The 21,200-nt window shown below is 42.5% G+C and carries 24 protein-coding genes; 9 read left to right on the top strand and 15 right to left on the bottom strand.

All coding sequences use genetic code 11. From position 1 onward, the window contains the following. Window positions 1–24 precede the first annotated feature (24 nt). A complete protein-coding gene (locus K429_RS0124820) occupies window positions 25–513 on the bottom strand; it encodes a UpxZ family transcription anti-terminator antagonist (RefSeq protein ID WP_007218276.1) in 489 nt (162 codons plus the stop codon). A 16-nt stretch (window positions 514–529) separates the two neighbouring features. Beyond that, on the bottom strand, window positions 530–1,066 hold the full coding sequence (locus tag K429_RS0124815) for a UpxY family transcription antiterminator (RefSeq protein ID WP_029328490.1): 537 nt from the start codon (window positions 1,064–1,066) through the stop codon (window positions 530–532). 686 nt (window positions 1,067–1,752) lie between these two features. Here K429_RS0124815 and K429_RS0124810 point away from each other — a divergent pair. Genes K429_RS0124810 through K429_RS0124800 form a run of 3 tightly spaced genes read left to right on the top strand, consistent with a single transcriptional unit; the run spans window position 1,753 to window position 4,587 of the window. Then, window positions 1,753–2,067, top strand: coding sequence for a hypothetical protein (locus K429_RS0124810; protein WP_007218274.1), 315 nt, complete (start codon window positions 1,753–1,755; stop codon window positions 2,065–2,067). 52 nt (window positions 2,068–2,119) lie between these two features. Then, window positions 2,120–2,749, top strand: a complete 630-nt coding sequence (locus K429_RS0124805) for a BT4734/BF3469 family protein (RefSeq protein WP_029328488.1) — start codon at window positions 2,120–2,122, stop codon at window positions 2,747–2,749. Between the two features lie 20 nt (window positions 2,750–2,769). Continuing rightward, a complete protein-coding gene (locus tag K429_RS0124800; RefSeq protein WP_029328487.1) occupies window positions 2,770–4,587 on the top strand; it encodes a DUF3987 domain-containing protein in 1,818 nt (605 codons plus the stop codon). Between the two features lie 189 nt (window positions 4,588–4,776). Here the strand turns inward: K429_RS0124800 and K429_RS0124795 are convergent, their stop codons facing one another. Then, complete coding sequence (locus K429_RS0124795; protein WP_007218271.1) at window positions 4,777–4,995, bottom strand: DUF4248 domain-containing protein; 219 nt, start codon at window positions 4,993–4,995, stop codon at window positions 4,777–4,779. Between the two features lie 220 nt (window positions 4,996–5,215). Here K429_RS0124795 and K429_RS0124790 point away from each other — a divergent pair, with 220 nt between their 5' ends. From K429_RS0124790 to K429_RS0124780, 3 genes are read left to right on the top strand one after another with little or no spacing between them, the layout of a single operon-like run. After that, on the top strand, window positions 5,216–5,722 hold the full coding sequence (locus K429_RS0124790) for a DNA-binding protein (protein ID WP_029328486.1): 507 nt from the start codon (window positions 5,216–5,218) through the stop codon (window positions 5,720–5,722). Between the two features lie 13 nt (window positions 5,723–5,735). Beyond that, window positions 5,736–5,843: a smalltalk protein gene (locus K429_RS31350; protein ID WP_007218269.1), complete on the top strand. Its 108-nt coding sequence runs from the start codon at window positions 5,736–5,738 to the stop codon at window positions 5,841–5,843. A gap of 2 nt (window positions 5,844–5,845) precedes the next feature. After that, complete coding sequence (locus K429_RS0124780) at window positions 5,846–6,259, top strand: N-acetylmuramoyl-L-alanine amidase (protein WP_029328484.1); 414 nt, start codon at window positions 5,846–5,848, stop codon at window positions 6,257–6,259. 31 nt (window positions 6,260–6,290) lie between these two features. Here K429_RS0124780 and K429_RS0124775 read toward each other — a convergent pair whose 3' ends face one another. From K429_RS0124775 to K429_RS0124760, 4 genes are all read right to left on the bottom strand, one after another. Continuing rightward, window positions 6,291–6,755: a DUF4143 domain-containing protein gene (locus tag K429_RS0124775; RefSeq protein WP_081750938.1), complete on the bottom strand. Its 465-nt coding sequence runs from the start codon at window positions 6,753–6,755 to the stop codon at window positions 6,291–6,293. 135 nt (window positions 6,756–6,890) lie between these two features. Continuing rightward, a complete protein-coding gene (locus K429_RS0124770; RefSeq protein WP_081750937.1) occupies window positions 6,891–7,958 on the bottom strand; it encodes an acyltransferase family protein in 1,068 nt (355 codons plus the stop codon). An 88-nt stretch (window positions 7,959–8,046) separates the two neighbouring features. Beyond that, window positions 8,047–9,168: a PspC domain-containing protein gene (locus tag K429_RS0124765; RefSeq protein ID WP_029328481.1), complete on the bottom strand. Its 1,122-nt coding sequence runs from the start codon at window positions 9,166–9,168 to the stop codon at window positions 8,047–8,049. 52 nt (window positions 9,169–9,220) lie between these two features. Beyond that, a complete protein-coding gene (locus K429_RS0124760; protein WP_029328479.1) occupies window positions 9,221–9,547 on the bottom strand; it encodes a PadR family transcriptional regulator in 327 nt (108 codons plus the stop codon). Window positions 9,548–9,793: 246 nt separating this feature from the next. Here K429_RS0124760 and K429_RS0124755 point away from each other — a divergent pair, with 246 nt between their 5' ends. Continuing rightward, entirely contained in the window at window positions 9,794–10,294 is a 501-nt protein-coding gene (locus K429_RS0124755; protein ID WP_007218262.1) for a GNAT family N-acetyltransferase, read from the top strand. Between the two features lie 89 nt (window positions 10,295–10,383). Here the strand turns inward: K429_RS0124755 and K429_RS0124750 are convergent, their stop codons facing one another. The 4 genes from K429_RS0124750 to K429_RS0124735 form a co-directional block, all read right to left on the bottom strand. After that, window positions 10,384–11,946 carry a peptide MFS transporter gene (locus tag K429_RS0124750; RefSeq protein WP_029328478.1) on the bottom strand — a complete coding sequence of 521 codons (1,563 nt, stop codon included), beginning with the start codon at window positions 11,944–11,946 and terminating at the stop codon, window positions 10,384–10,386. A gap of 93 nt (window positions 11,947–12,039) precedes the next feature. After that, the gene (ybaK, locus tag K429_RS0124745; protein WP_029328476.1) at window positions 12,040–12,519 is read right to left on the bottom strand and encodes a Cys-tRNA(Pro) deacylase; all 480 of its coding nucleotides are present in this window, start codon (window positions 12,517–12,519) and stop codon (window positions 12,040–12,042) included. Between the two features lie 3 nt (window positions 12,520–12,522). Continuing rightward, window positions 12,523–15,351, bottom strand: a complete 2,829-nt coding sequence (gene uvrA / locus K429_RS0124740; protein WP_029328475.1) for an excinuclease ABC subunit UvrA — start codon at window positions 15,349–15,351, stop codon at window positions 12,523–12,525. Further along, window positions 15,352–16,143, bottom strand: coding sequence for a gliding motility-associated C-terminal domain-containing protein (locus K429_RS0124735; protein WP_231501914.1), 792 nt, complete (start codon window positions 16,141–16,143; stop codon window positions 15,352–15,354). It lies immediately after the preceding gene. 98 nt (window positions 16,144–16,241) lie between these two features. On the opposite strand from K429_RS0124735, the gene K429_RS0124730 reads away from it, so the two are divergent. Together K429_RS0124730 and K429_RS0124725 are read left to right on the top strand one after the other, a co-directional pair. Further along, the gene (locus K429_RS0124730) at window positions 16,242–18,020 is read left to right on the top strand and encodes a LysM domain-containing protein (RefSeq protein WP_022209127.1); all 1,779 of its coding nucleotides are present in this window, start codon (window positions 16,242–16,244) and stop codon (window positions 18,018–18,020) included. 26 nt (window positions 18,021–18,046) lie between these two features. Then, entirely contained in the window at window positions 18,047–18,730 is a 684-nt protein-coding gene (locus tag K429_RS0124725; protein ID WP_007213884.1) for a porin family protein, read from the top strand. 126 nt (window positions 18,731–18,856) lie between these two features. On the opposite strand, the gene K429_RS0124720 is transcribed toward K429_RS0124725, so the two are convergent. The 4 genes from K429_RS0124720 to K429_RS0124705 form a co-directional block, all read right to left on the bottom strand. After that, window positions 18,857–19,324 (bottom strand): DUF4293 domain-containing protein, encoded by a 468-nt coding sequence (locus tag K429_RS0124720; protein WP_007213883.1) that lies wholly within the window; start codon window positions 19,322–19,324, stop codon window positions 18,857–18,859. A gap of 77 nt (window positions 19,325–19,401) precedes the next feature. Beyond that, entirely contained in the window at window positions 19,402–19,737 is a 336-nt protein-coding gene (locus K429_RS0124715) for a DNA-directed RNA polymerase subunit omega (RefSeq protein WP_007213882.1), read from the bottom strand. A 22-nt stretch (window positions 19,738–19,759) separates the two neighbouring features. After that, window positions 19,760–20,575: an outer membrane protein assembly factor BamD gene (locus K429_RS0124710; RefSeq protein ID WP_007213881.1), complete on the bottom strand. Its 816-nt coding sequence runs from the start codon at window positions 20,573–20,575 to the stop codon at window positions 19,760–19,762. Window positions 20,576–20,726: 151 nt separating this feature from the next. Next, window positions 20,727–21,152 (bottom strand): amino acid-binding protein, encoded by a 426-nt coding sequence (locus tag K429_RS0124705; protein WP_007213880.1) that lies wholly within the window; start codon window positions 21,150–21,152, stop codon window positions 20,727–20,729. Window positions 21,153–21,200 lie beyond the last annotated feature (48 nt).

Here is a 21,200-nt window from a genome sequence, read left to right as displayed (position 1 = left end):
CAAAAGTGTATATGCAGTGAGCATTTATTCATCAACATATTCCCATGGATAAGGATTATCCACCACATTTTGGAACTCCTCAATAGCTTCCCGCTGACCGGAAGTAAGCGATGCAGAATTCCAGGAATCGATAATAGCACGACCTTCGTCAGCCAAAGGCTCGTCGAACACTTCACCATAGCAGGCGGTAAGCAGACGAAGTTTCAATAATGAAGCGGGAAGGACTTCAAGGATATCCCAACAACGATCCAAAACTTCCTGGACATGCTTCTGCTTCTCACCATGGTCGATGAATGAGGCATTGTAGCCCATCAGAAGCGCAAGGCAGACATTCGCCTGTTCCTCAACTGTAGAACCCTGGACACCGGAATTATATAATGCCGTGGTCAGGCGGTAAACTTCGCCATTACGACGGGAAAGGTCGTCGCTATAGACAGGACTCCCGTCCATACCCAAATACATCAGATCGTGCGCCGCACGCTGAAGAGTAAGTGTTTCTTCGGAAAGAGACATAATGATTTATGATTTATTATTTGATTACTTCTATAAGATCCGGGTGGATAGTAGCCATGGCAACAGCGATGACGCCTTGTATCTCGACAACCACACGGCGATCACGCGCACCTTTCACTTTCAGGAAAATACCTTCCTGCCCCTCGAAGTCACCACCCGTGACACGAACTTTAGTACCTTTAACCAAATTCAGCTCATCGGGCTGGAAGTACAGAAGATGGTCGTTATAGGTACCGGCAACGGCAATGAAACGCTGCATCTCGCTGTCCGAGATGATAATCTTCTGACCGCTACGGGTATCAGTGATATATTGCAAATAAGTTACCTGAGATTTTACACGCTTCACATCAGAAGGGCGGGCATGAACAAAAAGCAAGTTATGGATCACCGGAACCAAGGCACGAACCTTCTTCCCTTTCTTTATGCTGATCTTGTATTGCATGGGAACAAAACAGCCCATCCCCTCTTTTTCAAGTAGATGCATAGCATCTGGCTCTCTACGGTAGGTGGCGCGCATCGCATACCATATTTCGGTTTCTTTATCCACTTCCATTTTAGGGGTTATTTCAGAAAAGGGTGTTCTCTCGGGGCTTTGAAACCCTTACACATTCCTGAGTTTCAATCACTTGCGAACGCTTTATGTAAAATACAACAAGCTTTGCGTCCCTCTTGCCAACAGATTTTATGAAGTAGTTCATTACCTTGAAGGTAAAAAGCTATAAACGAATCAGTTAAATAGAAATATTATCTTTTAATCGTTCGTTTTTTATGCGTAAAGATTTTTAAAATCCTCAGGATTGAGATAGGTATAAAAAGAATTGATATTAACTAATATTTTTATAAAATCTTTATCACTTATATTCAATAACTTAGATAGATAAAACAGACATTACTAAAATATTTTTCATCAAACATTTTGTCAGTTAAAAAAACACATTTATCTTTGTGCACATTAAACGAACGTTTTTTGTACACCCATCAAATATTACTACAGTAATCTATATATCAAACACTTATCATCCAACAAACATCTTATTTTTCACTTATTACGCGTTCTATTTTCACTCTTCATATTTATCTTATACTTTTGCACCTTTTTTAACACTGCAAATATCAGTTAACAAACAATCAACATGTAAACAAAATGGAAAGTAATAAAAAAGCGAAGAATCTAAAGATTCTAACCAGAGAAGTAAGAACTATCGTATTGTAAAACAGAGAAATCTAAAGAGAAAAGGAGTGAGTGACGTCAGCATTATTAAAGAAGAATGGCTGGCAGAGCGCAAATATTTCGGAAAAAACACCCACATATATGTAGGTGCACTCAGAGCCTTCAAATTAGGGGCTTATAGAGGAATCGGAATCAAGACAATCAATGATTTAGCAACACATTTATTCGCAAATGGAGATATGTTAAAGCACAACAAAGAAGAAGGTATTCCGCTGAAATTAAACAGTTTAACTACAGAACTAAGAAAAGTGTGGGCAGTGATAAAAGTGGAAGATACGGAAAACATAGATCCTTATGGATATGACGTGACATTAAATCCATAATAGTTCATTCAAAAAAAAGAGGCGACCTTTGCACAAAATAAAAAAAAACGCAATGGAAAACTCTTTTAGAATGTCGCTATTCATGCCCCCTATCTCTCCGATAAAGGACAAAGCAACCGGAAGGATCGTGAAAAACGCCACGCTGACTCCACTACGCACAGTGGAACTCAACGAAGTATACAAGTTGGTCACTGCAAACGCGAAACTTGCCGCGCTCACGCTTGATGTACGAAACGCCGTACAGCAGGGTGACGACAGTGTCTGCCGCCTATTGAAGCAGCAGACACTGCCCTACGTGACCCCGTGCGGAGTCTTCACCCGACGCAGAAGCGACTGTATAGAAGAGACGTCAGGACTCGTGGTAGTGGACGTAGACCATCTCGAATCTAACGAAGAAGCAAAAAAACTGCGCCAACTACTATTCGAAGATCCCTATCTACACCCCGCGTTAGTGTTCATCAGTCCCACCGGAAAGGGCGTGAAAGCCTTCGTGCCCTGCGCACCCGGACAAAGCGCCACAGATGGAATCCGCTGGGCGATGCGCTATGTACACTGCATGTACGACACCGACCACCGGAATTCGGGTAAAGGAGTGGATACCTCAGGAAAAGACCTCGTACGCTCCTGTTTCCTGTGCCATGACCCGGAAGCGTTGATAAGAACTGAAAAGGACGAGTTATAAATTACGAATTACAACAACCAATGGAACCACTATCTTCATTACACCTCCTGACCGAAGCCGTCAGAAATGCGGGAGCAGACATCGCTCCCAGTTATCAAGAGTATATACAACTGGCCTTTGCCATCGCCACCGACTGCGGCGAGGCAGGGCGTCAGGATTTTCTCGCCCTGTGCAGCCTCTCATCCAAGTATGACCATCGGGCAGCAGAACAACTATTCAGCAATGCGCTGAAGACCGGACATAACGACGTACACATAGGCACCGCCTTCCATCTGGCCAAGCTGTGCGGTGTGAAAATCGAATATGAAAATCCAGGCACCGTTGGTACAGTTGGTACAGTTGGTACAGAAGTTCGCCCACCTTCTGGCACACACACACGCACACGCGTAAAAGAGGTGTACTCACAAGAGAAAAATGACTTCTCTTGTGAAGAAGAAACTTCGTCGGGTAGCGCTCCGCTGTCTCCTCTGCCCACTTTCGACAAGAACATCCGATGGCCTTATCCCCTGGAACACATCATGAGTTGCGCCACCTCCGATGCCCAGAGCGACGTCCTGCTGCTGGGAGCACTCAACGTTTTGGGAGCCACCATGGGGCCGCACGTCCGGTGCGCATACGGAGGAAAGATGGTATCGCCCTGCATGCAGACGTTCACTTCGGCCAACTCCGCATCCGGAAAAGGAGTCCTGTCGCTAGTACGCCTGCTGGTAGAACCTTTTCACGATGAGATACGCAAGCAGGTGGCAGAAAGAATGGTGTGCTACCAACGCGACAAGGCAAAGTACGATGCACTGGGAAAAGAACGGGCAAAAGCCGAGATTCCGACACTGCCGCCCAACAAAATGTTCCTCATCTCAGGAAACAACACGGGAACGGGCATCCTGCAAAATCTGATGGACTCCGATGGCATCGGACTGATATGCGAAAGCGAAGCCGACACCATATCCTCCGCCATCGGCTCGGACTACGGACACTGGAGCGACACCCTGAGAAAGGCTTTCGACCACGACCGGGTGGCCTACAACCGGCGCACCGACAGGGAATACCGTGAAGTAAAGAAAACGTATCTTTCAGTACTTATATCCGGCACTCCCTCACAAGTGAAGTCGCTGATACCTACTGCCGAAAACGGGCTTTTCTCACGACAGATTTTCTACTACATGCCCTCCATACGACAATGGCAAAACCAGTTCGACCGGAACGACCGGAATCTGGAAGAGCCCTTCACCAAGATGGGGGTGGAATGGAAAGAAAAGCTGAAGATCATCTATATGGGAGGAATTTTCACCCTACACCTCTCCGACGGCCAGAAAGAGGAATTCAACCGGCTGTTCTCCCAACTCTTCACCCGCTCCGAATTGACAAACGGCAGCGAAATGTCGGGCAGCGTGGCACGTCTGGCTATCAACATCTGCCGCATCATGGAAGTGGTGGCCATGCTGCGTATGCTTGAAAGTGAAGATATAGCCACGTCACCACATCTTTCGCCCGACCCCGGCACTTCTGCCGATAATCTGAAAGACCACATCGTAAGCTTATGGAACCTTGACATCACTGAAGATGATTTCCACGCCGTGCTGTCGATGGCCGAATGTCTATATCGCCACGCCACCCATATCCTTTCCTTCCTGCCCGCCACCGAAGTAACCCGTCGGGGCAATGCCGACCGGGACGCACTGGTACAGTGTATGAAAAAGAGATTCACACGGATTGAATTCCTGCAAAAGGCTGAAGAGATGGGCATAAAAACCGCCACCGCTTCAACCTGGCTGAAACGGATGCTGAAAAACGGGCTGGTGGAGAATATGGATGGAAAAGGAACTTATCAAAAGCCCTGATAGATCTTATCAAAAACCTTGATATAACAACGTGCACTATAATATAAAACGCGTACGTGCGCACGTGTGTGTGTGCCAGAAGACCAGTGAACTTCTGTACCAACTGTACCAATCCCCCGTTCTCCTTTGCGCTGCCAAACCTCACCTTTACGCCGCTCAAGCTCACCTTTACGATGTCCAAACGTAACCTCAGGGTTCCCCCAGTGCACCCACTATCAGGCTCACCTGGGCGGGCGTATAGGAGCGTGAACGGGGAGAAAGCCCCAGGGCGGACAGACCGGCACGCAGACCGGGATAAAGATCAATCCAATGTTTCAACTTACGGTAAGCAGCCTCCGGACAAAGATCGGGGCAATAGAGTTGGGCAAGTTCAGTACGCCCATAGGTACGGATTTCAAAAGAGTTCATATCTGATATTCATGTGTTATATTTCATCAAAGATAGACATAAATCATGACATTATCAAAGATATATATGTAAATAACAGACTAAAACAGACCTCAATCGACTCTAACAGTCTGAAAGTGACAAACGCCTATACCGACAATATTACCTTTGCATTGTTGAGTTCAACATCGTGAATCTTTTAAATTATAATTGTTTAATCTTTTAAATTATTTATCAAATTATGATTCGTTACAAAAAGTATCAAGTGACAGGCGAAAACAGCCTACTGAAAGGTCTCTGGTATGCGCGTCCCGTAATTGAAGAGACGTTCGACATTGAGAGACTTGCCAAACACATGTCCAACCACAATACTCCCTACTCAAGTGGCGTCATCAAGGGAGTGTTGACAGACATGGTTTCCTGCACCAAGGAACTTATTCTGGATGGCAAGAATGTAAAAATGGATGATCTGGCAATTTTCTCCGTAGGGATTGTCAGTAAAAAAGGCGCAAAATCTGCCGCCGACTTCTCATTGGCTAATAACGTAAAGGGATTGAAACTCCGCGCCCGTGCCACGGGTGAGCTGAGCAATGCTCAGATTAATCTGGAAGGGCAAATGAAGGAGGCTTCCATGTACACCGTGGGAGGAGGCAGCTCATCCGGTGACACTCCCGGCGGTGGTTCCGGAGGAGACGGCGGACTCGATGAAAAACCCGTTGGGATAACTCCTGATTCGCATAAATTATAAATCATCAATCATTATGAATGAAGAAAAGAAGTCAAAAAACGTATGGGGCATTGTCCTCAAAGTAATCATCACCGTAGCCACCGCCATTGCGGGAGCTTTAGGGTTAGGCGCCTGCAAGTAGCTATGCGCACGATTACCCTACTCATTATTCATTGCTCGGCCACGCCTCAGGGCGTGGGCCTGAGCTTCGAAGATTGCCGCCGCGATCACATTCGCCACCGCGGCTTCAGTGACATCGGCTATCATTTCTACGTGACTCGTGACGGTGAGATCCACCGAGGCCGCCCACCGGAAAAAATCGGAGCGCATTGCCTCAATCATAACCGGCACTCCATCGGTATCTGTTATGAAGGAGGTTTGGATGCCGGCAGTCAGCCATCCGACACTCGCACCTTAGAGCAAAAAGCTTCGCTGCTTGCACTGCTGCGCGAACTGAAGCGCATCTTTCCACACGCTCTGATTGTGGGTCATCATGACCTGAATTCCATGAAACCTTGCCCTTGCTTCAATGCGGAAAGGGAATATAGGGGGCTGTAAAGTCCCCTTTGTTTTTATTTCAAAGAATGGATTAAGGTTTCAGATAATTCATTGAAGCTACATATACGCCATCCTCTCTTTGATAGGCCCCACCAACAGCAGTGAGCACCATCAAGAAGGAAGGTGACTTTTCATCACTTTTCTCTTCTATCTTAGCTTTCAAGGTTTTAAGAGATGTCGCTCCAGCTTCAATAAGTTCATCACCACCTAATTTTATCTCAATTGCTCCCCATCTGCCATCATCCAAATGAACAACAGCATCACATTCCAATCCGGCATTATCTCTATAGTGCAAAACATCGCCTCCCAGTGTACCGGCATATATCTTCAAGTCACGCACGACCATATCCTCAAAGAAAAGACCAAAACTCTCAAGGTCTCGCAGTAAGTCATCAGACATGATATTCAACGCACGGCAAGCAATAGATGTATCAACAAAATGCCTTGTTGGTGTAGAACGGATGGAAGATACATAATTCCCATTATTTTCAGTTATTCCTTATTTTTATCTGGCTTCCACTCATAGAAATTAAGTCAACTCCAAAACATCTAACAGCTTGTTTCTTCAAAAGAGAAAATAGGCAAAAAGCAATAGAACATATTACCGCTTTATGCAGAAAAGCAAAGAATATTACATCTTTACGCCCACCTTTCCCAACATTAACCGGACTACTCTTGCTGCAACGAAGCAGCACGGAATACCCACTACACAAACCAGTGACAATCTCATCAAAGGAGAAACCGGCAAAAGCTCCATAATAAACACACAACCCACTACAATTACCGGATGAATAAAATAAGCCGCGTAACTATCAGTGGACAATTTCTGAACCAAAGGCATCGGTTTGTTCCAATGAGCCTTCCCGTATGCTAACAGAAAATAGCAAATACCCACACACATAACTGGTTCCCAAAGGGCATAAAATAAAGCCTGCAAATTCCATCCACCCGAGAATAAATCCATCTGTTCTGAAAAACTACTCATTACAATCAATAAAGAAGGAATGCCACAAAGAATTGCTATAAGAAACCAGGGAAGTGCATTCTTCACACAGATTTTATCCAACCAATGATTACGATGCGCCACAATTCCCAACAAATACATACCTATATATAAAGGAAAGAACCCCAGCTGCAATCCTAAAACTTCACTTCCTACAGGAACATAAAGCCGAATGAGGAATGCTGCGGCACCCGTCATTAGCATAAATAGAAGAATACCCATTATTGCAGGATATTTCCAATTCAGTGCCAACCGCTTTGTACAAAAATGGCGATAAACAGCATAACTCAATTCAAAAATCAACAGTGTAAATACAAACCACATCGGTCCAAAACCCGGTCTACCCCATACACCGTATATCCAATATATTAATAGAGGATTGACTAGAAAACTATAAATCAAAAGAGGAATACCCAAACGGTTGAGACGATCGCATATAAAAGATTTCATTCCTTTACGATCAAAAGAAAAGGGCATCAGATAGGCAGAGATAAAAAAGAAAAGACTCATAAAATAGGATTGGTCAATGCCCATAGATGCTGAGAGCAAGCCTTGAGTTAGGCCGGTAGTTGTTTCCTTCGATATGTAATACCATCCACCGGAAGCTCCGAAAGCAACCGCAGAATGATGATAGAACACCAACATAGTAAGGAAAACCCGTAATAAGTCAAGATAATAAAAACGCGTCCGATTCATAGTATTTATATTTATGGTTAATCAAAATAGCTTGGAGATATTTTAAAGAATATCTCCAAGCCCCCAGAAAAACTAAAATAACAATCTGTTACCCTCGCATCAGCAATTCCGGGAATGTAAATCCTTGCATGGTATAGCAGATAAAGAAGATGGTAGCACTAACAATCCACAGAATGAGCAATGTCCACTTCAACCCGGAAACCATAGGTTGCCAATTGAACACCGGACGGAAGATTGCGAAAACAAGGCTAACCAGAGGAATACCCACTACGAGGATACCTGCAATATATAGTACGATGGCTGACAAAGGAGATGTAGGTAATACAAAATCAATAGCCGGGAACCAAGACATCAACGCTGCACCACCACCAATAGCAACTGCAATAGCGGCAAAGAGCAAAGCCACAAATACAATACCGAAAACAAACAGTACCGGACTGCAAATGATAGCCACAATAATCAGACAAATCTTCAGGAACCAACCGACAATCATTAACAACGTATCACCGGTCCTTTGCATAGAAGTACGAGGTTTATCAGACTTCATATAATCGTTTACATTATTTGTAACTCTCTCAAAACCATCAGTTACAGTCTTTCCAATGTTCTCTACCGTAACAGCTTCACCACGCATGTTCAACTTCTCAGCTGCTGTACGAGCTTCGGGAATCACTATCCAGCAAATGATATAGATAGGGATCAAGAACTTGAAACCAAAAATTGCGCAAAAAACAAGAACCAAACGGAACCAAGTGGAATCCCAGCCTAAATAAACACTAAGTCCCCCTATCACGCCACCCAGCATTTTATCGTCCGGATTGCGGTACAAACGGCGACGAGTTGAAGTATAAGAAGAATTATTATCACCATTCCAGGAGCCGGAACCATAGCCTTCACCGGAGGCACCCTTCGTATTTCCGGAACCTGAAGCAGCATTCTCCTCAGTCCCTGTTTCCATCTCTTCAGGTTTCCCCATACGATTGATTACTTCTTCTACATCAGTTATAGTGATCACCTGAGAGCCAGCAGTCAGCTTCTCTAAAAAAAGTTCAGAGATGCGGAGTTCGATGTCATTTACAATCTCGTCAGCACCGGCTTGTCTTCTAAAGTGCAGTTTCAGATTGCATAGATAGTTATCCAAAAGGCGATAGGCGTCTTCATCAATGTGGAAAACAGTTCCGCCCAAATTTACTGTTAATGTCTTTTTCATTGCTATTTGTTTTTAAAATTTATACTGATACGAGGTTTTTAATATCTTGAATCTAATAGTTGGCTATATGATTCACTGTTTCATTCAACTCACGCCAGGAGATTTCCAACTCTCCAAGAAAAACCTCCCCTTTCGAAGTGAGCTTGTAATATTTACGTGGTGGTCCTTGTGTGGACTCTATCCATTCGTAACTTAATAGATCGTCATTCTTCAGACGAGTAAGCAGGGGGTAAAGCGTTCCTTCCACTACGATCAGCTTGGCTTCCTTTAGTTTCTGGATGATATCCGAAGCGTAGGCCGGTTCTTTGTGAAGCAGCAGCATGATGCAATACTCTAACATGCCCTTACGCATTTGCGACTTTACATTATTTACGTCCATCTCTTATTGGTTTACGATTCGACAATTTTCTATTTTACAGCAAAGATAGCAACTGATTGAAATAGAGCTTTTCTTTGTATGACACAAATATATGTATTATCTTAGTACTATGCAATACAAAGTACCTTGTATTTTATTTAATTAACACTATTATCTATTCACACCTTATTAATAAAGCACCAAGGGAGAGAATAACATATAAGAGAAAAATGTATCTTTGCGGAAAAGATATAAATACAACGAACTATGTTAACTATCAGAAAAGCAACTACAGCCGATTGTGAGCTGATTCATAAACTTGCATGGCAGATATTTCCGGAGACTTACAAGGACATACTTTCACCGGAGCAGAATGACTACATGATGGAATGGATGTACTCCATAGAGAACATCCGTAAGCAAATGGAAGAAGAAGGGCATGTATATTTCATTGGATACAAGGACAAGGAAGTGTGTGGTTATGTATCTGTGCAACAACAAGGTGAAGATCTATTTCACCTACAGAAAATATATGTACTCCCCTCTTTTCAAGGATCACATTGCGGTAGCTTCTTATTCCATGAAGCCGTCAAATATATCAAGGAAGTACATCCTGGTCCATGCCTGATGGAGTTGAATGTGAACCGTAACAATAAAGCGCTGAATTTTTATGAACGTATGGGAATGAAGAAATTGAGGGAAGGGGATTTTCCGATAGGAAACGGATATTATATGAATGACTTTATAATGGGGCTGGAGATCAATTAGAAATTGAAAATTAAAAATTAAAGGCTGCGCAAGATTCTCTTTTGAACTGCGCAGCCTTTAATTTTTAATTTTTAATTTTCAATTTCTAATTATTCCGTTACTCGTTCTAACCATTTTACCATGCCAAACATAACGCCCATTGACACAAGACAAATAACAAAGAACACAGTCCAGCACTGCCAGATAGGAATCTTATTATACATCATAGGACCAAGGAATAAGAAGAGATTTCCTATCGCTGTTGCACCCAGCCACAAGCCTTGACACAAGCCCTGAATATGCTTGGGAGCTACCTTAGAAACAAATGAAAGACCAAGCGGCGAAATGAAAAGCTCAGCTACAGTCAGGAAGAAATAAACCACTATCAATACCCATGGTCCGGCTTTCAACCCAGCTTTGGCAGAATCCGCCATTGCCTTAAATTCAGTACCTGACGGGTAACCTTGCATTGCCGAATAAATGGTAAGGAATAAGAATGCAAGTCCTGCAATACCCATACCAATGGCAATCTTCTTAGGAGTAGAAATTTGCTGACCACGACGGGCAAGTGTACCAAAGAAGAGCATTATGAGCGGGGTAAGTACTATCACAAAGAATGGATTGACAGCTTGCCAAATTTCGGGTGCAATACTATCGGTTACTACGAAGTCGCGGGCAAAAAGTGAAAGCGACTGTCCGTTCTGATGGAATGAGAACCAGAAGAAAATCACGATACCCAATACAGCAAACAGTGCATACAAACGTTGCTTTATCTCCTTTGCCATGGCTGCTTTCTCGGCAGGTGTATAAGTCACCGATTCTTGTTTTTCCTTCTTGCCCGGCGTAGGGAATACCTTCCGACACGCAATGAAAATGAAAAGAGAAATAAGCATAGCTACTACCGAAGCTATGAATGAATAGTGGATACCTGTATTAAATACATCAAGATATTGGGTACAGAAAACGCTCAAATCAGTTGTTAACGTACCTCCCACTTTGACAACCAGTTCATTTAAATTAGAGAGATTATCGGAAGCCATATCTCCACCTTCCTTAATATATTGATGGCACAATGCAGGCAGATCAGCATTGTACATCATGCTATGAACCTTCAACCACCATTCTCTGAGCAGAGGAGCAACAAAAGGTGCAATCAAACCACCAATATTGATAAATACATAGAATATCTGAAAACCAGAATCACGACGACTCTTAGCCAGCTTCAAGGCTTCAGGTCCTTTTTTCTCAGCTTCTTTTTCGAGATTGTCGTACATCTGACCTACGATAGCCTGTAAATTTCCTTTAAAAAGTCCGTTACCGAAAGCAATGAAAAACAAAGAGACACAAGTCAAAGGAAGCAACCAACCAATATTTTCAGTAGTAGACAGTACAGGAATAGATAGAATTACATAACCCAATGACATCACTATCAATCCTGACATGATTGTTCCTTTATAGTTTTGCGTCCTATCGGCAATAATACCGCCTACCAAACTCAGTACATAGATACCACAATAAAAGACCGAGTAGATAATGGAACTGGTTTCGTCACTCAGGCCGAATTTGGAGCAGAGGAACAGTACCAGTACGGCATTCATGATGTAGTAGCCGAACCTTTCGCCCATATTGGAGATAGCAGCTGCCAACAGACCTTTAGGATGATTCTTGAACATAGATATAAGTTTTTAAATTAGTAATTAGATTGATTTTCGTTTATTAAATGCAAATATATACATTTTGCTGAAATAACCTGTAAAAAAGTGAAATTAGTCATGAAAAAGGATGCAAACTTCAGCATGAACCTCCTTAATTAAATCATTTGGATCAAGTTTAAGCTGCAGGCCACGCTGACCTGCACTTATGTAGATATAAGGATAATTGAGACAAGATTCATGAATGTATGTAGGAAAAGGTTTCTTCATACCGATAGGAGTACATCCCCCACGAATATATCCCGTCAAAGGAAGTAATTCTTTCATCGGAATAAGATCACACCTCTTATTACCGGAAGCCTTAGCAGCCAGCTTCAGGTCCACTTCATGTTCGCCAGGAATGACGCAAACAAAATGACCATTCTTGTCACCATGCAGTACAAGGGTTTTGAATACCTGCTCGATATTCTCCCCCAAGCTATCAGCCACATGAATAGCACTCAAATCATTTTCATCCACTTCATAGGGAATCAGTTCGTATGCAATTTTGGCCTTGTCCAAAAGCCTTGCCGCATTTGTTTTATTGATCTTCATAATTTATCCTTTTAATTCTTCTTTCAGGAATTTAGGAGTATATCCCTTCTTACTTTTCGCCACTTCTTCCGGTGTGCCGCAGCTGAGGAGTTGCCCCCCACCCTTACCACCGTCAGGACCCATATCGATGATATAATCAGCCATCTTGATAACATCCAGATTGTGCTCGATGACAATCACTGTGTTACCTTTGTCCACCAATTTATTAAGTACATTCATCAGTACACGAATGTCCTCGAAGTGAAGTCCGGTGGTAGGCTCATCAAGAATATAAAGGGTTTTTCCCGTATCTCGCTTGGAAAGTTCCGTAGCCAATTTCACACGTTGGCTTTCACCACCGGAAAGTGTGGTGGAAGATTGCCCCAACTTTATATATCCCAGACCGACTTCCTGTATCACCTTAATCTTATTCAGAATCTGCGGCACATTTTCAAAGAACTCCACCGCACGGTTAATGGTCATATCCAGTACATCAGCAATAGATTTTCCCTTGAAGCGCACTTCCAATGTCTCACGATTATAGCGTTTGCCATGACAGACTTCACAGGGTACATATACATCGGGCAGGAAGTTCATTTCAATAGTTTTGTAACCATTTCCCTGGCATGCTTCACAACGTCCGCCACTCACATTAAAGGAGAAGCGCCCCGGTTTATAACCGCGTATCTTGGCTTCCGGTAATCCTACAAACAAATTACGAATATCAGAAAAAACTCCCGTATAAGTGGCCGGATTAGAACGCGGTGTACGTCCCAACGGAGACTGATCCACATTTACCACCTTATCGATATTTTCCAATCCTTCGATGCTATCGTATTCCAGAGGATCCTGAAGCGAACGATAGAACTTCTGCGAAAGAATAGGTTGCAATGTTTCGTTGATAAGAGTAGATTTTCCGCTACCGGATACACCGGTGACACAGATCAACTTACCAAGAGGAAATTCCACATCCACCCCTTTCAGGTTATTCCCCCGTGCACCACGCAACCAGAGGCTATGCCCATTACCTTCACGACGTTTTTTGGGTATTTCTATCTCACGTTCACCATTAAGATATTGTGATGTCAATGTATGCGTCTCCAACATTTCCTTCGGAGTTCCTGCAAAAACAACCTCACCACCCAAGCGTCCGGCTTTCGGACCCATATCAATCACATAATCGGCAGCCATCATCATATCCTTATCATGCTCCACAACAATGACGGAGTTACCGATATCCCTCAGTTCCTTCAGAGAATGAATTAGCCGCTGATTATCCCGCTGATGCAAGCCAATACTCGGCTCATCAAGAATATAAAGTACATTTACCAATTGCGAACCGATTTGAGTAGCCAAACGGATACGCTGGCTCTCACCACCGGACAGGGTTACAGAACCACGGTCAAGAGCAAGGTAATCCAGTCCCACATCCAACAGGAATTTCAAACGGGTGCGGATTTCTTTCAATATTTCGACAGCAATTTGTTTTTGTTTATTATCCAGATACTGATCGACATTCATCAGCCAGTCGTAAAGCTCATTGATATCCATACAAGACAGTTCATAGATATTCTTATCATGGATACGGAAATGAAGGGCTTCTTTATTCAACCTCGCTCCTTTACATTCAGGGCATACAGTAGTTTTAGCAAACTGTTCCGCCCACTTTTGCGCAGTAGCGGAAGCATCCTTTTCCTGTAACATCTGAATATACTTCACTACTCCCTCAAACGTTACAAAGTAATCGGAGGAAGTGCCGATAAGAGAGCTTTTAATCTTAATACGCTCATCCGAACCGTAGAGAATTTCATCAATGGCTTCATCCGGCAATTCCTTAACAGGAGTCTTCAAGGTAGCTTCATATTTTTCCAATAAAGCGGCAATCTGCCAGAAAATCATGCTATTCTTGTACTTACCTAATGGAATGACAGCTCCTTCGTATATAGAAAGTTCCCGATCCGGAATCACTTTTTCCACATCAATCTGATTCACAACTCCCAATCCCTTACATTTAGGGCAAGCACCTTGCGGAGAGTTGAATGAAAAATTGTGGGGTGCCGGCTCACGGTAGGACAAGCCTGTAACGGGACACATCAACCGCTTGCTATAATGGCGCACATTTTCGGACTGTAAATCAAGTATCATTAACAAACCGTCACCTTGCTGCATAGCGGTAGCCACACTATTTTTTAAACGGACATCATCTTTGTCCGTCACAATCAGTTTATCAATAACTACCTCGATATCATGGTTCTTATAACGGTCCAACTTCATGCCGGGTAATGCCTCCCTGATTTCACCGTCTACACGAACATAGAGATACCCTTTCTTACGCACCTGTTCGAACAGTTCTTTATAATGTCCCTTACGAGTACGGACTAATGGAGCCAGAATATAAATTTTCTTTCCTTTATAATCATTCAGGATCAAATCAAGGACTTGCTCTTCAGTATATTTTACCATTCTCTCACCCGAAAGATAAGAATAAGCTATACCGGCACGTGCATAAAGCAAACGCAAATAATCATAAATTTCCGTTGTAGTGCCGACTGTAGAACGGGGATTCTTATTCGTCGTTTTTTGTTCAATAGAAATAACCGGACTCAATCCCGTAATCTTATCGACATCGGGACGCTCCAGATTTCCCAGGAAATTACGGGCATACGCAGAAAAGGTTTCGATATACCGACGTTGTCCTTCGGCAAAAATCGTGTCGAATGCCAAGGACGACTTACCGCTTCCGCTCAGTCCCGTAATAACGGTAAGACTGTTACGGGGAATTTCCGCATCGATATTTTTTAGATTGTGCACGCGCGCACCATATACATTGATGTATTCTGTTTCTTCTGTCATTTATCTTAATATATTAATATCACTTTTAATCTTGTAATTAACTCCATCTGCTCCCTCCGCTTCTACCACTATAAAATAAACACCTTCAGGAACATTCTTTCCATGCGCAGTACCGTCCCATCCTGCATCAATATTCTGTAATCCCCAGCGGTAAAGTTCTTGTCCCCAACGATTGAAAATATACGCATTGAAGCGAACCAGCGACTTGTGCTTTACACGAAACACATCATTCACTCCGTCGCCATTAGGCGAAAAAGCATTCGGCACTTTAAGTTCCGATTCAGTAATGCGGATCATAAAAGTACCGGAAATATTCGTTTCTTCCGTCTCAACATCCGTTATAATCAGACGAACATAAAACATACCTGACTCCTGAAAACTATAAATGGTTTCAGCATCAAAACGTGTCAGAAAGATATCGTTGAAAGCAGCGTCGCGAGAAAAATTCCACTCATAACGCAGATTTACCGTTTCGTCCGATTCTCCTCCGGAATCTTCGTCTCTCCACACGAATCGGAATTCAAGAGGAGCAGCACCGGTATATGTATCATCTGGCGAAATGGTAACTTTCTCTTCAGGAATTGCTCCGTTTTCAGAAAGCAAGATTGCCACGGGAGACATATCCAACAGTTCTGTCTTTCCCCCGTCAGCCCACACCGGTAAATATCCAAGCAGCAACATTGCTGCACAACCGATATATGAAAACAATCCGCATCGCATAATACCTGCAAAAATAACGGTTTCCAAGCGAATATCAGCGGATACATGGGATTTTTCAGTTTTAAAATGCACAATATTATTTCTTAACGCATTCCTTTCGTTAATTTTAGGCAAAATTCTTACCTTTGCAGCTACTTTGGGAAATTGTAAACGTAAACCAACGATATCGAATGAGAACGATTAACCGGATTTTCTGCTCCTTGCTGCTTGCCGGCGCATGCAGTCTCGGTGCAATTGCGCAAGAGAACCAGTCATATTTTCTGCATACCATTGAAAAAGGCCAAAGCCTTTATTCCATATCCAGTATGTATGGTGTCACACAGTCGGACATCGTAAAGTTAAATCCAGGAAGTGATGAAAAAATATTCGTAGGACGCACTCTCCGTATTCCACGGACAGCTGCCAATACTCAGACAGAGACCTTTCACACCATAGCACAAGGTGAAACGCTCTATCGGCTAACCGTCAAGTACGGTGTGTCTGCCAAAGCCATTTGTGATGCCAATCCCGGACTGAGTGCGGAAAACTTCCGCATCGGACAGGTAATACGCATACCTTCTGCCAGCGAAGCCGATGTAGTCACCACTGAAAATGTTACAGAAGTTGCCATCCCCACTATCCAAGGCCCCGTACAATCACGTTGCCGGGATATGCACAAGGTAAAACGGAAAGAAACCGTATACAGCATCAGTCGTGAATATGGCATCTCAGAGGCAGAATTAATAGCTGCCAACCCTGAATTGCAAGGTGAAGATAAGATTAAAAAAGGTACTTTCTTATGTATTCCTTATCCTACCGCACAAGTAGAGAAACCCGCGCAACCACAGGTAGCACCCAGCAACAGTGAATTATTCAGCGAAAATAAAAAAGAAACAGAACGCTTCAGCACTATCAAAGCCGCTCTTATCCTTCCTTTCCTGGATGTTTCCAAAAGTGAAGCGGCACGCATGGTAGAGTACTACGAAGGATTCCTCATGGCTGTAGACAGTTTGAAACGCAGTGGAGTTTCCATTGATCTATACACTTACAACTCAGGTCCTGAGAATGCGTCTCTGAACCCCATTCTTTCCAAAAAAGAAATGAAAGATATGGATATTATCTTTGGTCCGTTACACCAGCAGCAAGTCAAACCTTTGGCAGATTTTGCACAGAAGAATGATATCCGCCTGGTAGTACCATTTACCTCCAAAGACAACAACGTATTCCGCAACCCATCCATTTATCAGATTAATACTCCTCAATCATACCTTTATTCTGAAGTGTACGATCACTTTGTACGTCAGTTCCCAAATGCTAACGTAATCTTTATAGAAGCCAGCACGGGCACAAAAGATAAAGTAGAATTTATCAAAGGGCTGAAAGACGAACTGAAAAACCGTTCCATTCCTATGAAATCATTGAAAGAGGATGCAACGGTAGAATCTCTGAAAACTGTATTACGTACCGACCGGGAAAATATATTCATTCCCACTTCGGGAAACAACATGACTTTGATAAAGATACTTCCCCAATTGACTTTGTTGGTTCGCGATAATCCGGAAAGCAATATTCATTTGTTCGGTTATCCGGAATGGCAAACTTATACAAAAGATCACTTGGAAGCATTCTTCGAACTGGATACTTACTTCTATTCATCATTCTATACCAACAACCTGTTACCTGCCGCCATCAATTTCACAAAGAGTTATCGCAGATGGTATGGTAAGGAAATGGACGAACGCTATCCCAAATTCGGAATGTTGGGCTTCGATACCGGCTATTTCTTCCTGAAAGGTCTGTCGCGTTATGGTTCTGAATTAGAAAAGAACATGCAACGCATGGATCTGGTACCTATCCAGACCGGATTCAAATTCCAACGTGTAAACAATTGGGGTGGATTCATCAACAAGAAAGTATTCTTTGTACATTTCACCAAGAATTATGAGTTGGTAAAACTGGATTATGATTGATTACAGAAGTTTTAAATCCAAAGACAATGAAGATAAAAAATAGTATAGGGGCTGCCTTGTTGCTTGCCGCATGGGCTTTGCCCAGTCATGCACAGATTGGCGAACAACGCCAGAACTTTGCAGTAGGCTTCAACGGTGGTATCAATATCAATAGCGTCAGCTTCTCTCCTACGGTCCGGCAAAAAAGCCTGATGGGTATCAACGGAGGCTTAACAGCACGCTATATCTCCGAGAAATACTTCAGCATGATTTGTGGTGCACAAGTCGAACTAAACTTTTCTCAACATGGTTGGAGTGAATTTGATGAAGATCACCCCGAACTGGAATATATACGCAAGATGAATTATGTAGAAATACCGCTTCTAGCACATCTGGCATTCGGCAGAGACCGTGGAGTGCAGTTTTTCGTTCATGCAGGTCCGCAAATAGGCTTTTTTATCAGTGATACCAGGAAGAAGAATGACGCATGGAACAACTACACCTCTACTCCTGAGCAACACGATAAGAATGTAGAAAACAAATTCGATTATGGTATTACCGGTGGTGCCGGATTGGAACTACGTACCAAAGCCGGTAATTTCCTAGTAGAGGGCAGATACTACTATGCCCTGTCCGATTTTTACAAAAGCACCAAGAAAGACTATTTCTCCCGTTCAGCACACGGCACTATAGTAGCGAAAATAACCTATCTGTTTGATCTCAAAAAATAAATTCCCTAATACAGAAGAATAAATTACTCAATACAGAAAAAAGAAATTCCCCAATACAAGATAAAAGAAAGCGTCCCGAGACTTCTGTACGAAATCCCGGGACGTTTCTCTTTTATCTGCTTTCTCTTATTTTCTCAATCTGAAACTATCCGCTGCTTTCACCATTACTTCATCACGATAAATAGCCCGGAAAGACAAATAATTCAAAACAATAGAAACTGCGGGGAGACACAGTGCCCAACCTAATTGGAAAGACATTGCCTCCAAATCATCTTTCAACATAAACATAAATACGAAAAATGCCGCATAATATCCAATCAATAAAATACTGTTGAATACCGTCATACGAACTTGCAACATCCGGTTACGAAACAGGAAAATAGTACAGAATGCCACAACAGTACTCAAAAACAAAATTCCAAATAATCCCCACGTAGATTGAAAGGCATCACTTGCCAGCGTCACACCCAATGGCTTAAAAACAAATGCAGTAACTCCATCCGAAGCTATAAATTGCCCTACCGGCAAACACATAGCTGCTATCAGCAAGCCTGTCACAATTAATAAATAGACAGATTGAATTCGTTGTATCATAGTTCTTTTTCTTTGTTAAAGCAACAAAGGTGTGCCTAAGTAAACTTTACTCGGGCACACCTTTGCAGTAATTTCATTTACTGTAATTTTTCTTTTTCTTTAGCCGGGTTACGATAGTAGATCTTACCTTCAACGTACTCTTGCGTTGCGATCAATGTCGGCTTCGGCAATTTCTCATAATAGCGTGAAATTTCAATCTGCTCCCGATTTTCGAATACCTCTTCCAGGTTGTCATTATAGGAAGCAAATTCTGACAGCTTCTTGGAAAGATCACTTTTGATTTCCACACTGATCTGATTTGCACGCTTACCTATAATAGATACGGTTTCGTACACGTTACCGGTATCTGCACACAACTCCATCATGTCACGGGTAACCGTGCTGCTGGGAGCATTAGTTTTCTTGTAATCCATAAATATCTAAATTAATATTATCCTAACTCTGTTTATCTTCATTCAATATCTTCTCTGAATCTTTAAAGATTCTATCGGCTTCCTTCATATATTTACTTTCAGGAAACTCGTTCTTGAAAGCGTAATATTCATCCACCGTTTCACGATAACGCTCTGCCCTCTTATCTTCCACACTATATATGGCCATTTCATATTTGGCACGCAAAATAAGAATAGACAGGTCTTCGCGAAGGTTTGTATAAGGATAGTCCTTCAAAGCGTTTTGCGCAGTAATTACACAAGACTGATAATTGTTTCCTAGGTAATTACCCAAGTTATAGTACAATTTGGCTGAAAGATATTCTTTCATCACCAATTTATCCTGCAACTTAAATATCATATCCTGAGCTTCTTCCTTCTTTGAACTTTGCGGGAAGTACTCCATAAACATTTGTAATTGCTGAATAGCGGCATAAGTACCAGACTGGTCAAGACGGGGTTCAGGGGTATCCAAATACAATGCTTTTCCTGCATGGAAACGTGCCAGTTCGGTAAACGTACCACGAGGATATACATTAAAATATTGAACGAATGTTTGGGCGGCTGTCTGATAGTCTTTCTGATTATAATAGCTCATACCCAGCATATAGAGGGATTCCTCTGCCTTGTCCGTACCCTTAAGGATAGCAATTAACTCATTAAGCAATGTTGCAGCACGATTATACTGTCCTTTTGCGAAGTAGTTCTTTGCCGCCTCATACTTATACTCATAGTCGGTGCTCTTTAACAGCTTATTGTATTCTCCACACGAGGAGAGCAACACTGCCGCAAGCAAAGTTATTAAGATATTCTTCTTCATTCTTAGCTTTTCAAATAATGTGCAAAGATAAAGGTTCGCACCGAATAAACCAATGATACGAACCTTAATTTTTCAAAAACCAGGAAATGACCGACAAACGCCAATCAATTCACGACGAACCGGGATAATGAACAGTCTGAAAAAACAGTCATTATAATTTATACAAATCGCTCGCCGCAAGCAAATCTACTTTCTTTTCAGTCAGTACACGAATACAGTTTTCCATATCGTTGGGACGAATAATGACATTCGCCGTTTCACCATTGGCAAATGAATACATATATTCAATGAAAACACCCTCATCAGACAAGAAACGCAGGACTTTTGAGAGAGAGCCCGGAATATTAGGACAATTAATGCCCACCACATCCGTCACATTCACAGCAAAATGATTATCTTTTAAAGCTTTATATGCCTTATCCGGTTCAGACACAATGCCACGAAGAATACCAAAATCAGCATTCTCGGCAATACAGAGAGCGGAAAGATTGACACCTTCTTTCGCAAGCACTTCAGTCACTTCTGTCAGACGACCGGACTTATTCTCAAGGAAAATAGAAAGTTGTTTTGCTACCATAATAAATGAATTACAAATTACTAATTATGAATTACAAATCGCGAATTA

It is taken from the genome of Bacteroides sp. 14(A) (assembly GCF_000526555.1).
In the GTDB taxonomy this organism is placed as follows: Bacteria; Bacteroidota; Bacteroidia; order Bacteroidales; family Bacteroidaceae; genus Bacteroides; species Bacteroides cellulosilyticus.
The sequence above is the reverse complement of the archived record's forward strand: the minus strand, read 5'-3'. Positions and strand labels throughout refer to the sequence as shown.